The organism is Pseudomonas plecoglossicida NBRC 103162 = DSM 15088, from assembly GCF_000730665.1.
In the GTDB taxonomy this organism is placed as follows: Bacteria; Pseudomonadota; Gammaproteobacteria; order Pseudomonadales; family Pseudomonadaceae; genus Aquipseudomonas; species Aquipseudomonas plecoglossicida.
In genome coordinates this window covers 86,236-101,799 of sequence record NZ_BBIV01000009.1, presented here as the reverse complement: position 1 = coordinate 101,799, position 15,564 = coordinate 86,236, and the positions used below count along the sequence as shown (strand labels likewise).

General features: G+C 63.9%; 9 protein-coding genes. 5 read left to right on the top strand and 4 right to left on the bottom strand.

The features are described 5' to 3' along the window. Positions 1 to 2: 2 nt before the first annotated feature. On the bottom strand, positions 3 to 3,140 hold the full coding sequence (locus PPL01S_RS06815; protein ID WP_016395661.1) for a biosynthetic peptidoglycan transglycosylase: 3,138 nt from the start codon (positions 3,138 to 3,140) through the stop codon (positions 3 to 5). A gap of 392 nt (positions 3,141 to 3,532) precedes the next feature. Between PPL01S_RS06815 and PPL01S_RS06810 the strand changes: the two genes are divergently transcribed. The 4 genes from PPL01S_RS06810 (at position 3,533) to PPL01S_RS06795 (ending at position 7,928) form a co-directional block, all read left to right on the top strand. After that, positions 3,533 to 4,951: an amino acid permease gene (locus PPL01S_RS06810; protein ID WP_016395662.1), complete on the top strand. Its 1,419-nt coding sequence runs from the start codon at positions 3,533 to 3,535 to the stop codon at positions 4,949 to 4,951. Between the two features lie 147 nt (positions 4,952 to 5,098). Beyond that, a complete protein-coding gene (locus PPL01S_RS06805) occupies positions 5,099 to 5,482 on the top strand; it encodes a GtrA family protein (protein ID WP_016395663.1) in 384 nt (127 codons plus the stop codon). After that, a complete protein-coding gene (locus PPL01S_RS06800) occupies positions 5,467 to 6,432 on the top strand; it encodes a glycosyltransferase family 2 protein (protein ID WP_016395664.1) in 966 nt (321 codons plus the stop codon). Before PPL01S_RS06805 ends, PPL01S_RS06800 begins: the two co-directional genes overlap by 16 nt. Continuing rightward, a complete protein-coding gene (locus tag PPL01S_RS06795; RefSeq protein ID WP_016395665.1) occupies positions 6,429 to 7,928 on the top strand; it encodes a glycosyltransferase family 39 protein in 1,500 nt (499 codons plus the stop codon). Before PPL01S_RS06800 ends, PPL01S_RS06795 begins: the two co-directional genes overlap by 4 nt. Positions 7,929 to 7,945: 17 nt before the next feature. Here PPL01S_RS06795 and PPL01S_RS06790 read toward each other — a convergent pair whose 3' ends face one another. Then, positions 7,946 to 9,565: an FMN-binding glutamate synthase family protein gene (locus tag PPL01S_RS06790; protein ID WP_016395666.1), complete on the bottom strand. Its 1,620-nt coding sequence runs from the start codon at positions 9,563 to 9,565 to the stop codon at positions 7,946 to 7,948. A gap of 101 nt (positions 9,566 to 9,666) precedes the next feature. Continuing rightward, positions 9,667 to 13,941 (bottom strand): DEAD/DEAH box helicase, encoded by a 4,275-nt coding sequence (locus tag PPL01S_RS06785; protein WP_016395667.1) that lies wholly within the window; start codon positions 13,939 to 13,941, stop codon positions 9,667 to 9,669. A gap of 161 nt (positions 13,942 to 14,102) precedes the next feature. Here PPL01S_RS06785 and PPL01S_RS06780 point away from each other — a divergent pair, with 161 nt between their 5' ends. After that, on the top strand, positions 14,103 to 14,516 hold the full coding sequence (locus PPL01S_RS06780; protein ID WP_016395668.1) for an NUDIX hydrolase: 414 nt from the start codon (positions 14,103 to 14,105) through the stop codon (positions 14,514 to 14,516). Here PPL01S_RS06780 and metR read toward each other — a convergent pair. Further along, on the bottom strand, positions 14,500 to 15,417 hold the full coding sequence (gene metR, locus PPL01S_RS06775; RefSeq protein ID WP_016395669.1) for a transcriptional regulator MetR: 918 nt from the start codon (positions 15,415 to 15,417) through the stop codon (positions 14,500 to 14,502). The genes PPL01S_RS06780 and metR overlap by 17 nt on opposite strands. Positions 15,418 to 15,564: the final 147 nt, after the last annotated feature.

Sequence of the window (15,564 nt, the reverse complement as noted above, 5' to 3'; positions counted from 1 at the left end):
ATCTAAGTGCTCGATGGATTTCCTGGCTGCATCGCCACCTGAGGCGGTTTGCAGGCATTTCCGTTACCGGGTTGCAGATACGGCATGAGGATCGGCGCCATACCCTTGAGCACTTGCACCGGCAGCGCCGAAGTGAATTTGAACGCTTCGGCGGAGCGCCCTGGTACGAATGCCGTGAGCGTGCCGAAGTGGTTGTCGCCGAGGAAGAACACGAAGGTCGCGGTGCGGTTCAGCGAGCGCGAACCGATCAGCCGGCCGCCCGCGCCGAAACTCTCGATGCGGTTGTCGCCGGTACCGGTCTTGCCCCCCATGACCATTGGCGTACCGTCCTGCAGCTTGAAGCTGCCGGAGATGCGTCGCGCCGTACCGGCATCGACCACCTGCGACATGGCCCCTTTGAGCGCCCGGGCCACTTCCACCGGAAGAATCCGCTGGCCGCGGTCGGGGTCGCTGACCAGCTTGGTTTCATAAGGCGTGTCGGCGGCGAAGTGCAAGGTGTCGATACGCAGGGTCGGCAGGCGTACCCCGTCGTTCTGGATGATCCCGACCAGTTCGGATAGCGCTGCCGGGCGGTCACCCGAGCTGCCAATGGCGGTGGCCAGCGACGGCACCAGGTGATCGAACGGGTAGCCCACGCGCTTCCAGCGCTGGTGGATGTCGGTGAAGGCCTCGATCTCGACCATGGTACGGATGCGGCTGTCACGGGCGCCCTGGTGTCGGCTCTTGAACAACCAGCCATAGACTTCCTGGCGCTCGAAGCGACTGGCATTGACCATCTCGGTCAGCGAAGCGCTCGGGTTCTTCAGCAGATAGCCGAGCAACCACAGGTCCAGCGGGTGCACCTTGGCGATATAGCCCTGGTCGGGCAGGTCGTACTTGCCAGGGCCGTAGGCTTCGTACATTTCTGCCAGGCGGCCGTCGGTGAGTTTGCCCAGGGCGATCTTGTCGTCCTTGCTGTGCGCGCGGACAAAGGCGTTGAAGGTTTCCTGGCCCGCTTCCGGGAACAGGTAGCGGTGCACCGCCGCCAGGCGCTGCGGGGTAACGCGCATGCTGTCGAGGAAGGTATCCAGGCGCTGCTGCGAGGTCTTGCGCTGGTATTTCTTCCAGAAGCGCATCAGGTAGTTGGTGCCTTCCTTGTCGGCAAAGCGCGCCAGGTACTCCTGGCGGCGCGGGTCCGAATCGTCCTTGAGCAGCGGTACCCGGTTGAAGGGTTGCTGGTAGGTCACGTAGCGCACCAGGTCACGCATCAGGCGGATGAACGGCAGGTTGATCGACTCGCGCAGGGCAATCTTCAAGGTCGGGTTGCGGCTGTTGTCTTCCTTGCGGAAGTTGTTGAACACGTGCATGCCGCCGCCGGTGAAGAAGGCTTCGCCGGTATTGGCCGAGTACTTGCGCTCCAGCGCGGCGTCGAGCATGGCGTCCAGGCTCTGGTTCTTGCTGTTCTGCTGCAGCCATTCCAACGACCACTGGGTGATACGGTCGAGCTCGGCGACTTCGACCTGCTTCAGCTCGGCCGCAGGCTTGCCGGCGTACTTGTCGTGCAGTTCGGCAATGATTTCCAGATAGGTGGTGAGCACGCGCAGCTTGGCGGTCGAGCCCAGCTCCAGCTTGCTGCCTTCGTTGATGTCGAAGGGCTGGTCGGTGCTGTCGGTCTGCACCCGCACCCGCGAGCCGTCGGCGGTGCGCTCGAACAGGGTGAAGCTGTAGCGCACCTGGTCAGTGGTCTTCAAGGTCAGCAGGCGCTCGCCGATCAGGCCGATCTGCGCGGCGAACTCGGGATCGGAAAGGTTCTTCAGGTACTGGCTGACCTGCATCTGCAGGTCGGCCTGCAACGTGCTGGTAGCCGACACATCGAGGCGGTCGAGGTCGTACAGGGGGCGGTTGAGCATGGCGGCCAGGCGGTTGCGCGCCAGGCTGATGCCCTTGTTGGTGATGATCGGCACGATGGTCGGTTGCGCCACCCAGTCGCGGTACACCGCTTTGCTGGCCAGCGCTGCGTCGGCCAGCGGGCGTTCGATGATGTTGTTGGCGGCCAGTACGCGAATGTGCGAATCGGTCAGCTCGGCCAGCTCCACCCGTCCCTTGGACAGATAGTGCGAGGGGCGCCGCTGGGCGATCATCAACGACAGCACCTGGCGCAGGGCCAGACCGCGCGCGGCCATGCTGTCCGGATCGCTGGCAGTGGAGGTCAGTGCCTGGTTGACCTGGTCGAAATCGGCGCCGTACCACACCCGCAGGCCTTCGGCCATGCCGTGCACCTCGCCATGCCCGGGCACTGCCGAGAGCGGCACGCTGTTGAGGTAGTCACGCACGATGCGCTGGCGGGCTTCGGTGGTGTCCGGGCCGCCCTGGTAGGCGCGCACGCTGGCGGACATCATCTGGCGAATCTTTTCGGCGCCTGACACGGTCAGGCCGTCGGGCGAGTGGCGGTACTTTTCCAGCTGGGTGGCCAAGGTGCTGCCGCCGGCGGACTGGCCGGGCAGGGCCAGGTACTTGGCCACCTGGCTGTAGGCGGCCTTGGCGAAGCGCGGCCAGTCTACCGCCGGGTTGTTCTTCGGGTCCTTGGGGTCCAGCAGGTCGCGGTTCTCGATGAACAGCAGGCTGTTGACCATCACCGGCGGGATCGCCGCGAAGTTGGGGTACAGGTGTTGCGGGTAGTTGTACTGGTACAGCATGTCGCCGCGGCAGTCGGTGATCGCAAGGCCCGCCTGGATCTTCTCGATGTAGGGTGCGAACAGGCCGTGATCCACGTAGTTCATCAAGGCCGGGGAGAATTTCACCTGTTCGCTGATCAGGTAGTCGCGCTTGAGCAGCCGCGGCAGGAATTCGCCCAGGGCACTGTAGCCAAGGCGCTTGTCGAAGGGGCCTTCGCCCGGATAGACGATGGCATCGCTGGGGCCGGGCTGCAGCGAGTAGGTCAGGGTGGTGGCCAGCTTGCTGAATTCCCGCGACTGCAACTCGGAGGTGCGGAATTCATCATAGGCAGCGAAGCCGATGGCAATGATCGCCACCAGCAGGATCAGCAGGATCAGCCGCCACCAAAGCCGACGTAGACGGGGTGACTTTGGCTGTGGCGTCTCGGCCAGAGGTGTTTCGGGTGCTTCCGTTCTGGTTGGTTCCGATTGCCACAGTGCGCCCATAGTCTTCAATCCGGCCAGGTATTTTCGTATTGCTTTGCCTGAAGCTTAGACGTTGACGGAAAGAGGTGAAAAATTTGTAGGAAGTGCAGAAAACAGAAGTGGGATATGCGGCTTTGGTGTGGGTTTTTTCCTGCGACGATATTGCTAGGGTGGCTGCATGGCGACACAAGGCACAGGTTTCCAGCCCGAGTTCTCGCCAAATTTCTCGAGATTTACAGTGAAAAGCCCTACGTCGGGCTTCCTATACTGCTCGGCCCCTTCGCCCTGCCGGCCGCTCTACACCGGCATGCAGGCCGGCCCACAAGGCCAGCCTGGCGAGCCAACGCCACGCCTATCGGCGGGCCTCGGCTGCACGAAGGTCAAATCCAATAACAAAATGAGGTTGTATTGCTATGCCAGTCGGCAACCACCCTGCCCATGCCGAGACCGCCCAGGGCGGCCCACTCAAGCGTGAACTGGGCGAACGGCACATCCGTCTGATGGCGCTAGGCGCCTGTATCGGTGTCGGTCTTTTCCTCGGTTCGGCCAAGGCCATTGAAATGGCCGGCCCTGCCATCATGCTTTCCTACATCATTGGCGGCCTGGCGATCCTGGTGATCATGCGCGCGCTCGGCGAAATGGCCGTGCACAACCCGGTCGCCGGCTCGTTCAGCAGCTATGCGCAAGACTACCTTGGCCCACTCGCGGGCTTTCTCACCGGCTGGAACTACTGGTTCCTGTGGCTGGTGACCTGCGTCGCGGAAATTACCGCCGTGGCCATCTACATGGGCATATGGTTCCCTGACGTGCCGCGCTGGATCTGGGCCCTGGCGGCACTGGGCAGCATGGGTGCGGTGAATCTGATCGCGGTCAAGGCGTTCGGCGAGTTCGAGTTCTGGTTCGCCCTGATCAAGATCGTCACCATCGTCGCCATGGTCCTGGGCGGCATCGGCATCATTGCCTTCGGTTTCGGCAATGACGGCGTGGCGGTGGGCATTTCCAACCTCTGGAGCAATGGCGGCTTCATGCCGAACGGTGTGACCGGTGTGCTGATGTCGCTGCAGATGGTGATGTTCGCCTACCTGGGCGTGGAAATGATCGGCCTGACCGCCGGTGAAGCACGCAACCCGCAGAAAACCATCCCGCAAGCCATCGGTTCGGTGTTCTGGCGCATCCTGCTGTTCTATGTCGGTGCACTGTTCGTGATCCTGTCGATCTACCCGTGGAACGAGATCGGCAGCCAGGGCAGTCCATTCGTGATGACCTTCGAGCGCTTAGGGATAAAGACCGCCGCCGGCATCATCAACTTCGTGGTCATCACTGCCGCGCTGTCGTCCTGCAACGGCGGTATCTTCAGCACCGGGCGCATGCTCTACAGCCTGGCGCAGAATGGCCAGGCCCCGGCGGCCTTCGCCCGGACCTCGAAAAACGGCGTGCCGCGCAACGCACTGCTGCTGTCGATGGGGGCCTTGCTGCTGGGGGTGCTGGCCAACTATCTGGTGCCGGAGAAAGTGTTCGTCTGGGTCACCTCGATCGCCACCTTCGGCGCGATCTGGACCTGGGTGATGATCCTGCTGGCCCAGCTGAAATTCCGCGCCGGGCTGTCGAGCGCCGAGCGCAAGGCCCTGAAGTACCGCATGTGGCTGTGGCCGCTGAGCTCCTACCTGGCCCTGGCGTTCCTGGTGCTGGTGGTGGGCCTGATGGCGTACTTCGAGGACACCCGCGTGGCGCTGTACATCGGCCCGGCGTTCCTGGTGCTGCTGACGGTGCTGTATCACGTGTTCCGGCTCGCGCCGAAACAAGCGCAGGGCGTGGTCAGCCCAGCGCTCTGACAGTGCAAGAGGGCCGCTGCTGCGGCCCTTTCACCCTTCTATCCTCCAGGTCGATGTGATCGTCAACTGGCATTTTTGTCAGTAGAACACCTTCCCCATCTCGCCTAACGTGGCGTTCATGCCGGGCAAGGAAGGGCATGACCGATCATGCGATTCACAACGCCGACGTTCTTCAAGTACCTGCTCGTAGGTTGTTTCAATACCGCCATTCACGCCGCCGTGTTCACGGCAATGCAGCTGTTGGCCGGTACTGATCAGGCGATCAGCAACCTGACAGCCTTCTTCGTGGCGCTGTCGTTCTCGTTCATGGCCAATGCCCGGTACACCTTCAGGGCACCGGTATCGCTCCTGCGCTACCTGACGTTCGTGGCAGGCATGGGCAGCCTGAGTGTGGCAGTGGGGTCTATTGCCGATCTTCAGAGCTGGCGCCCGATGGCCACTGTCGTTGTGTATTCGGCGCTCAGCCTGCTGCTGGGTTTCCTGCTGTCTCGATGGATCTTCACGGAGCGGCGCGGATGGTTATTTCGCTGATCGTACCGGTATTCAATGAAGAACTGGCGATCCGACCTTTCTATGACGCGGTTCGCCAGGCATTGGGCGGCGAAACCGCTAGGGTCGAGGTGATCTTCGTCAACGATGGCAGTCAGGACGATACCGAGTGGCAGATTCGTCAGCTGGTTGCCGGCGACCCGGATGTCATGCTGGTCGACCTGTCGCGAAACTTCGGCAAGGAGGCTGCACTGTTCGCCGGCCTGGAAATGGCCGAGGGCGACGTGATCATTCCGATCGATGTAGACCTGCAGGACCCGGTGGAGGTCATTCCGTTGCTGATCGAAGAGTGGCGCGCCGGCTACGATGTGGTACTTGCCAAGCGCCGCGATCGATCCAGTGATACCTACCTGAAGCGCATCTCGGCCGGGGGGTTCTACTTCCTGCTCAATCGCATCTCGCAAGTACACATCGAAGAAAATGTCGGCGACTTCCGCTTGCTCGATCGCAAGGTCGTGGACGTGATCAAGTCGATGCCAGAGCAGCAACTGTTCATGAAAGGCATGTTGTCCTGGGCGGGCTTCAGCACGACGGTCGTCGAGTACGAGCGGGCGCCGCGAACATTGGGCGGCAGCCGCTTCAATGCCTGGAAACTGTGGAACCTGGCGCTCGATGGCATCACCTCGTTCAGCACCGTGCCACTGCGGCTGTGGAGCTACGTGGGGGGCGCCATCGCCATCATGGCGTTTGCCTATGCGGCGCTGCTGGTCATGGACAAGCTCATCCTGGGCAACCCCGTGCCAGGCTATCCCTCGCTCATGACGGCCATCCTGTTCCTGGGCGGGGTTCAGCTGGTTGGAATCGGTGTCCTGGGGGAATACATCGGTCGCATCTACATGGAGTCCAAGCACCGGCCGCGTTATGTCGTCAAACGCACGCTGGGGCGCAATGCGACTCAAGGTGGTCGCAGCGTGTTCAAGGAACAACGATGACCGTTTCGCCACGATGGCAGCCGAAGGGCGCAACCGTGGGCCTAACGGTGATCATCCTGCTGATGAGCGCGGCGGTGCGACTGCATCAGGCAACCATGCCTGAGATCTGGTATGACGAAGCGTTCAGCGTCATGCTCAGTCGGCTGTCGGTCGAGGAAATCCTGTTCCATACCGCCCGGGACGTTCACCCGCCTCTGTACTACCTGATCTTGCATTACTGGATGAACGGGTTCGGCAGCGCCCCCCTCGCGGCTCGTGGTCTGAGCATTGTCGCCGGCATCGCCACCGTTGGCGTGGCCATGCTGCTGACTCGGCAACTGGCGTCGCGCCGCGCCGCAGTACTTGCCGGCCTGTTACTGGCCTTCTTTCCCATCGCGATACGGTACAGCCAGGAAGTGCGTATGTACGCATTGCTGGGCTTGCTGCTCATCACGGCCGTCTACATGCTCTGGCTGTGGGTCAACAAGCAGAGAACCCTCTACCTGGTTGCCTATGCCGTGTTGATGGTCGCTGCACTGTACACGCATTATTTTGCACTGCTGTGTGCATTGGCCAATTGGGTCTATCTGTCGCTGACAAGGGATGCACGGGGCAAGGTGCAGGCACTCTCGCGCGCGTGGTGGGTGGCGAATGCAGCGGTGGCCATTGCCTATCTGCCCTGGCTGCCGACCTTGTTCAGCCAACTGGAACATCGCGAGCTGGTGGGATGGATCGTTCATTACCCCACCTCGGTCATGAGCCTGCCGCGAACGTTCTGGAAAGCCTTTACCATGAACACCAGCACCGCACACACCGATGTGTACGCCGTGCTGTTGTCGGTTTTGCTTCTGCTTGCGTCGCTCCATGTACTGCGCCGGGATTCGAAGCCCGGCAAGCCGAGTGTTCTGTTGTTGTGTTACTGCTTTGTGCCTGTCTGCGTGGTCTGGCTGGTCTCCATTTTCATGCCGTTGTACATCAATCGGTATCTGTTCTTTGCACTGTTGGCACTACCGCTGGTGGTGGCAATTGCTGCAGATACATTGCCAACGCGAGCGTTGTGGTTAGCGATTGTCGGCTGTTTGCTCATGGAACTGACCGGGTTGACCTTTTTCTTCAGCTATCAGGGCAAACCGGGTGGTGAACTGGCCACTGTCATGGCCCAGGTCAATGAGCAATGGCGCACCGGTGATGCATTGCTGGCTGATCGCAAAAGGTCCTACTTCTCGATCGAGTACTACAACGCCACCGGACGCCCGGCATTTCTCTATACCCGGATCGAGCCCGATGCCACCGGCAAGGCAGCAACCACTTACGGCACGTTGACGCTGTTGTATCAACGCTCTGATGAGCTTTACGTTGCAAACCCACAGGCACTGACCCGGCGATTCAAGCGGCTGTGGCTGGTGAACAGCCCAACGGCCAGTAACACGCCATACGTGCCGCTCGATGGGTGGGTAAAAATCGACGAGATAATCGAGGGCTCGACCCAGGCGCTGCTCTTCGCAGCGCCTGGGTGAGTCAATCGTTAGCCATCTCAGGCCGCCACTTCGCTGTGCGGCTCGAAACTGTCCGCGCGCGCCATCTGCCACATGCGCGAATAGAATTGGCCATCCACCTCGCCGGTCAGCAGCTCCCCCGGCTTGAGGAACACATGCATCTGCGAGAACAGCTTGATCTCGGTGGCCGACACACGCCGTACCAGGTGCTTGGCTTCCAGTTGCGCCGGGTGCTCCAGGCCCGCCGCGGCGAGCATCTCGGCCAGGGCACGCAGGGTGTTGTGGTGGAAGTTCAGCACCCGCTGGGCCTTGTCCGGCACCACCAGCGCCCGTTGACGCAGCGGGTCCTGGGTGGCCACGCCGGTCGGGCACTTGTTGGTGTGGCAGCTCTGCGACTGGATGCAGCCAATGGCGAACATGAAGCCGCGTGCCGAGTTGGCCCAGTCCGCACCGATGGCCAGCACGCTGGCGATATCGAAGGCGCTGACGATCTTGCCGCTGGCGCCGAGCTTGATCTTGTCGCGCAGGTTCAGGCCGACCAGGGTGTTGTGCACGAACAGCAGGCCCTCGCGCAGCGGCACCCCGATGTGGTCGGTGAATTCCACCGGCGCGGCACCGGTACCGCCTTCCTTGCCGTCGACGACGATGAAGTCGGGCAGTATGCCAGTCTCCATCATGGCCTTGGCGATACCCATGAATTCCCACGGGTGGCCAAGGCAGAACTTGAAGCCCACCGGCTTGCCGCCCGACAGCTCGCGCAGCTGGGCGATGAAATGCATCATCTCGACTGGCGTGGAGAACGCGCTGTGGCGCGATGGCGAGATGCAGTCCTCGCCCATCAGGACGCCACGGGTATCGGCGATTTCCTTGGTCACCTTGTGTTTGGGCAGGATGCCGCCGTGGCCGGGCTTGGCGCCCTGGCTCATCTTGATCTCGATCATCCGCACCTGCGGGGTGCGAGCCTGGGCCGCGAAGCGCTCGGGGTCGAAGCGGCCATCTGCCGTGCGGCAGCCGAAGTAGCCGCTACCTAGCTCCCAGACCAGATCGCCGCCGTGTTCGCGGTGATAGGGGCTGATGCTGCCTTCTCCGGTGTCATGGTGGAAGTTGCCCAGCTTGGCGCCCTGGTTCAGCGCGCGGATGGCATTGGCACTGAGCGAGCCGAAGCTCATGGCGGAAATGTTGAAGATCGACGCCGAGTACGGCTGGCTGCACTGCGGGCCTCCGATGATGGTGCGGAAACTCGCCGGGTCGGCCAGCGGCGCCGGGCGCATGGAGTGGCCGATGAACTCGAAGCCGGATTGATACACGTCGATCAGGGTGCCGAAGGGCTTGTCCGACGCCTCGTTCTTGGCCCGTGCGTACACCAGCGAACGCTGGGCGCGGGAGAAGGGTAGGGCATCGCTGTCGGCTTCCAGCAGGTACTGGCGGATTTCCGGGCGAATGCCTTCGACCAGGTAGCGAATGTTGCCAAGGATCGGGTAATTGCGGCGCACCGCGTGACGCTGCTGTAGCAGGTCGATCACGCCGATCAGGCTGAGCAGCGCGGTGGCCAGGGTGAATGGCCACAGCCATTCGTGATGGAGAAACGGCAGGCTCGCCAAGGTGAACAGTACACAGGCGGCGAAAAAGGCGTAGCGGCTGAGAAGTGACAGGCTCATACGGGGTCCTTGCGATGGCTCGGTCAGGCTCAGGGCCTGGAACAAACCCCGACCATAGCCCGGTTGGCCGGCGGAGAAAATGAAAATCGAGTTAAAGAAAATCATTCGCGCAAGAGTTTTTGCCGCCAGCTTTCCTGTTCCAGGCTCGACGCCTCGACCAGATAGCTGTAGCGCCCGGCGATCCGTACTGCCACCGGCATTCCATCGCGGTAGAGCAGGCGGTTGCCACTGACCGCGGGTACTTTCGCCCCAGGCAGCAGCGAGCCCACCAGGTTCAGCGGGTCGCTGGCACTGACCACCACCAGCGCGCCGTCCAGCGCTCGCCGTCGCACTTGCCTGAGCAGGCCGAGCGCCTCCGGCAAGGCGAACTGCTCACCTGCCAGGCCGGCAATGAAGCGCCCGCCGCGGATCTCGCCACGCGCCTCCAAGCGATGATAGCAACGCAGCAACTCGCGCCAGGGCGGCAGCACATCGCTCTCGCGTTCCAGCAAGCGCCAGCACATCACCCCATAGCGGCGCAGCAGGGCCCGGGCGATGTGTTCCAGGCGTTCGCTGTCATCGGCATTACCGCTGCTGCGGCGCAACAAGGCCCAGCGTCCGGCATGGGCCATGCTGCTCGAGAGCGGTGGGTGGCCACGCCTGCTGTTGCGCGAAGTGCGCTTTGCCGCCGGGGTGATCAGGCTGCGCAGGCCGATGAAGCTGTCGGCCCCCACCAACCCGGCGCCTACCAGGGCCTGAAGGGCAGTTTCCAGCTCGCTGGGCAGCAGATGGGCCTCCTGCGTCAGCTCGTCGAAGAACAACGCCCCTTGCGCTTGCAGCACTTCATGGACCCGCTGCGCACGCGGGCCGAGGGTGTCTACCGCAGTGGCCGGTGCCAGGCTGCGCCAGGTGTTCAGGTTTTCCCGCGGCAGCAGCACCAGCGGGGTACTGGACAGGGTATTGCTGGCCGCCGTTGCCGCCAGCCGGCTCCAGGCGAACTGCCCGCTGCGGCAGGCATCATCCAGCCAATGCGGGCTGTAGTCGGCGATTCGTGCCGGCAACAGTTCCGCCTCCCAGGCTGCAGCCGCGCTGGGGAAGCCCTGCAACTGGCCAAGCACCTCGGTCACGGCCAGCGGCCCGCGCAGGCGTTCGTCAGGCGCCAGGTGCTGCCAGTCGAGCAGAAAACGGGTGAAATCCTGCAGGCTGACCGGCTCGATTTCCCGGCGCAGGCGCTTGACCGTGTAGCGGTGGATACGCGCCAGCAGGTGACGTTCGCACCACTGGGTTTCGGTCTGGCCAGGGCTGAAGTGCCCGCGCATCACATAGCCTTCGGCTTCCAGCCGGGCCAGCGCCTGCTCGACCGCCGCGTCTGGCTGGCTAAGCGGGCTGGCGATCTGGGCCAGGGTCAGCGGACCATAGCCGCTCAAGCGGGCCCGCAGCAGCTCGCCGAGGGCCGTGTCCGGGTCGATGGCCTGGTCGAACCCGGGTAGTACGTCGAGCGCAGGCTTGCGGCGCGCTTGTGGATACAGCCCCAGCAACAGGTTCAGGCGCTCGCGGGCCAGCCACAGCTGTTGCGTGGGCAATTGCAGCGCGCGTCCGGCCTTGGCCAGTTGGCGCAGCAGCAGGTCCCAACTGGCGTTGACGTGCACTTCGTGCTGGCTGATGGCACCCAGGCTCATCAAGGCTTCGTGCATTTCGTCGGCGTTGCCCGGGTGTGGCCACGCCTCGGCCTCGACGGCAGCGATGGCATCGGCATCCAGCGCGCCAAGGTCATCGCCGCTTTGCACGGGGTTCCAGCGCCGGTTGAGTACCGCCTGGGTGCGCCGCTCCTCCAGCGGGGCATCGTCAAGAAAGGCATAGGGCCTGGCATTGAGAATGGCCGAGGCCAGTGGGGAGGGTGCCGGCAAGTCGTGGCTCAGCAGCCTTACCTCGCCATGCTCCATGCGCTTGAGCAAGGCCAGCCAGCCTTCGCTGTCCATGGCTTCGTGCAGGCAGTCGTCGAGGGTCTGCTCGACCAGCGGGTGATCGGGGATCTGCCGTTCGCCGGCGATGTTTTCCAGGCAGGCGATCTGGTCGGGGAATACTGCGGCAATCAAGTCTTCGCTCTTCATGCGCTGGATCTGCGGGGCCACCTTGCGACCCCCGACGAAGCGCGGCAGGGCCATGGCCACGGCGGCGTTCCAGCGCCAGCGCACACCGAACAGCGGCGCGTCGAGCAAGGCCTGCACCAGGATCTGCTCGGCACTGCGGCTGGACAGGTAACGCCACACTTCATCCAGCTCGAAACTGTGGCTGGTGGACAGCGACAGTACGATGGCGTCCTCGCTGGCCGCAGCCTGCAACTCGAAGTTGAACGTGCGGCAGAAGCGCTTGCGCAAGGCCAGGCCCCAGGCGCGGTTGATGCGGCTGCCATAGGGCGAATGGATGATCAGCTGGGTGCCGCCGGACTCGTCGAAGAAGCGCTCCATCACCAGGGTCTGCTGGGACGGCAGGGCGCCCAGCACTTCGCGGGTTCGGCCCAGGTAGTCCAGCAACTGGCTGGCGCAGGCCTCGTTCAACTCGAATGTGACGTGAAGCCACTGCAATACCGGGGTGAAATCGCCATCGTGCCGCCCCAACTGCTCGTCGATGCGCGCCTGCAGGCGGGACACCGCGGCGGACAGTTCGTCACTGCGCCCCGGCGCTTCGCCGAGCCAGAACGGAATGGTCGGTGGCAGGCCATGGGCGTCCTCGACCCGCACCCGGCCCGGCTCGACCCGCAGGATGCGGTAGGAGGCATTGCCTAGCTGGAAGATATCGCCGGCGATGCTTTCTACCGCAAAGTCTTCGTTGACGCTGCCGATGCTGAGCGCCTGGGGTTCGAGCAGCACCGTGTAGTCGGCGGTCTCGGGGATGGTGCCGCCGCTGGTCAGCGCGGTCAGCTGGCTGCCCCGCCGCCCGCGCAAGGTGCCGCTGACCGCGTCGCGGTGCAGGTAGGCGCTGCGTACCCCCAGGCGGCCGTTGTAGCCTTCGGCGAGCATGCGCAGCAGCGCCTGGTAGTGGTTGGCGTCGAGTTCTGCGTAGGGCGTCGCCTGGCGCAGGCAGTCGAACAAGGCCTGTTCCGGCCAGGCCTGGTTGCTGGCCTCGGCAACGATCTGCTGGGCCAGCACGTCCAGCGGCGCCCTGGGGATGTGCAGCTCGTCCAGCTCGCCCTGGCGGATGCAGTCGAGCAAGGCGACGCATTCGATCAAGTCGTCTCGTGAGGTGGCGAACAACCGCCCCTTGGGCACGCCTTCGACCTGATGCCCGGAGCGCCCGACGCGCTGCAGAAAGGCGGCGATCGAGCCAGGCGAGGCGATCTGGCAGACCAGGTCGACATCGCCGATGTCGATGCCCAGTTCCAGCGACGCGGTGGCCACCAGCACCTGCAACTGCCCGTTCTTGAGCCGCTGCTCGGCATCCAGGCGCAACTCCTTGGCCAGGCTGCCGTGGTGCGCGGCCACCGCTTCCTTGCCCAGGCGGTCACTGAGGTGGCGGGTCAGGCGTTCGGCCAGGCGCCTGGTGTTGACGAACACCAGCGTGGTTCGATGTTCGCGGGCGAGCGCGGCCAGGCGGTCATAGACCAGGCCCCACACATCGGTGGCCATCACCGCACCCAGTGGCACGGGGGGCGCCTCGATGGCCAGGTCGCGCTGGCGGGCATGGCCGATATCGACGATCGCGCAGGGCCGCTGATAGCCGACCAGAAACTGCGCCACACGCTCGACCGGGCGTTGCGTGGCGGACAGGCCGATGCGCCGCAACGGTTGCCCGCAAAGCGCCTGCAGACGTTCCAGCGTCAGCGCCAGGTGGGCGCCACGCTTGTTGCCGGCCAAGGCGTGGATTTCGTCGACGATCACGGTGTGCACGCTGGCCAGGCCTGCGCGTCCGGAGGCCGAGCCCATGAGCACGTAGAGCGATTCGGGTGTGGTCACCAGAATGTGCGGGGCCAGCTTGCGCATGGCCGCGCGCTCCTTCTGTGGCGTGTCTCCGGTGCGCACGGCGGTGGTGATGTGCGGTGCCTTCAGGCCCTGCGCTGCGAGGGTCTGGCTGATGCCTTCGAGCGGTGCCTGGAGGTTCAGGCGGATGTCGTTGGACAACGCCTTGAGGGGCGATACGTAGATGACCTGGGTCTGGGCGGGCAATACGCCGTGGTGTTCCAGGCCCTGGCGGAACAGTTCGTCCAGCACCGCAAGGAAGGCGCTGAGGGTCTTGCCCGAGCCGGTCGGCGCGGCGAGCAGCATCGACTGGCCGGCATGGATCAGCGGCCAGGCCTTGGCCTGGGCATCGGTGACCGTGGCGAAATGGCGACGGAACCAGGCACCGACGGCGGGATGGAACAGCTCGAGCACCGGGTGCTGGTGGGCTGGCAGGTTCATGTGTTGGTTATGGAGGGTGGACGGCGGATTGGCAAGGGGCCGTTCGTCTGCGAGGGCCCTGTCGCCGGCAAGCCGGCGACAGGGCCGGTACAGTCAGCACTGTCCTTGTCAGGCCCAGGAGCCCATGGGATCCTCCCTGCCTTTGCCCGCGAGCCTATTCCATGCCCAACATCATCCGCATCGCCGCCGCCCTGTTGATCGACCCCCAAGGCCGCACCTTGCTGGTGCGCAAACGCGGCACCCAGGCGTTCATGCAGCCGGGCGGCAAGATCGATGCCGGCGAGTCGGCGGTCGCCGCGCTGGTGCGCGAACTGCACGAGGAACTGGGCCTGCATATCGACCCGGCGCAGGCCATCGCGCTGGGCCAGTTCAGTGCCCCGGCCGCCAACGAACCAGGATTCGAGGTGCAAGCGCAACTGTTTCGGGTCGACTGCGCCGAGGCCGTGGCGCCTGCGGCGGAAATCGAAGAAGTGGTGTGGCTGGCCGCTGATCAGTCACCTGAACTGCAGCTGGCGCCGCTGACCCGCGACCTGATCCTGCCGCTGTATCGCCAGGCGGTCAGCGCACCGCACTGACCCCATCGAGGGTGGCGAACGAGGTGTCCTTGGCCGTCAGCAGGAAGTCGCGCATGTATGGCGCATCGAGCATGTCGGTGCGCACCGCCGCGTAAAGGGTGGCGAACAGGCCCTTTTCGCCCAGGCGCTTGCCCTTCACATAGCCGCGCGAACTGTATTCGTGCAGCGCCCAGTGCGGCATGCCGCAAACACCGCGGCCGCTGGCCACCAGCTGCATCATCATCACCGTCAGCTCCGAAGTGCGCACGGCCGCCGGCTCGATGTCGGCCGGTTCCAGGAAGCGGGTGAAGATGTCCAGGCGATCGCGTTCCACCGGGTAGGTGATCAGGGTCTGGTCGATCAGGTCCTGCGGCACCATGTAAGGCTTGCTGGCCAGTGGGTGCTGGTTGGCCACGGCGAGCATGGCTTCGTAGGTGAACAGCGGCACGTAGGTGATACCGGCCAGGTCCACCGGGTCGGAGGTCACCACCAGGTCGAGGTCGCCTCGGGCCAGGGCCGGCAGCGGGGCGAAGGCGAACCCCGAAGCCAGGTCCAGCTCCACTTCCGGCCAGGCATCACGGAACTGGTCGATGGTCGGCATCAGCCACTGGAAGCAGCTGTGACACTCGATGGCCATGTGCAGGCGTCCAGCCGTGCCACCGGCCAGGCGGGCGATGTCGCGTTCGGCGCCGCGCAGCAGGGGCAGGGTGGCGTCGGCCAGTTGCAGCAGACGCAGGCCGGCGCTGGTGAAGCGGATCGGCTTGGTCTTGCGCACGAACAAGGGCAAGCCCAGGCGCTCTTCCAGTTCCTTGAACTGGTGCGACAGCGCCGATTGCGTCAGGTGCAGGCGTTCGGCAGCCTCGACGAGGCTGTCCGCTTCGCGCAGGGCATGAAGGGTTTTCAGGTGGCGGATCTCCAGCACGGCTGACTCCGAGAAAAAATGGTGAGGAAACAGGGAATGAGTTGAGTTTCCCTCATGTTGGCCCTGCATGTCGACACACCGTTGGGCCAACCGCTCGGCAGGGTTCATCAAACTGTCACCGAACTGTGGCAGCGCGCTTGAATGAAA

Coding starts and splice junctions, on each gene's coding strand:
- PPL01S_RS06815 (WP_016395661.1), bottom strand. CDS start 3,140: ATGGGCGCACTGTGGCAATCGGAACCAACCAGAACGGAAGCACCCGAA.
- PPL01S_RS06810 (WP_016395662.1), top strand. CDS start 3,533: ATGCCAGTCGGCAACCACCCTGCCCATGCCGAGACCGCCCAGGGCGGC.
- PPL01S_RS06805 (WP_016395663.1), top strand. CDS start 5,099: ATGCGATTCACAACGCCGACGTTCTTCAAGTACCTGCTCGTAGGTTGT.
- PPL01S_RS06800 (WP_016395664.1), top strand. CDS start 5,467: ATGGTTATTTCGCTGATCGTACCGGTATTCAATGAAGAACTGGCGATC.
- PPL01S_RS06795 (WP_016395665.1), top strand. CDS start 6,429: ATGACCGTTTCGCCACGATGGCAGCCGAAGGGCGCAACCGTGGGCCTA.
- PPL01S_RS06790 (WP_016395666.1), bottom strand. CDS start 9,565: ATGAGCCTGTCACTTCTCAGCCGCTACGCCTTTTTCGCCGCCTGTGTA.
- PPL01S_RS06785 (WP_016395667.1), bottom strand. CDS start 13,941: ATGAACCTGCCAGCCCACCAGCACCCGGTGCTCGAGCTGTTCCATCCC.
- PPL01S_RS06780 (WP_016395668.1), top strand. CDS start 14,103: ATGCCCAACATCATCCGCATCGCCGCCGCCCTGTTGATCGACCCCCAA.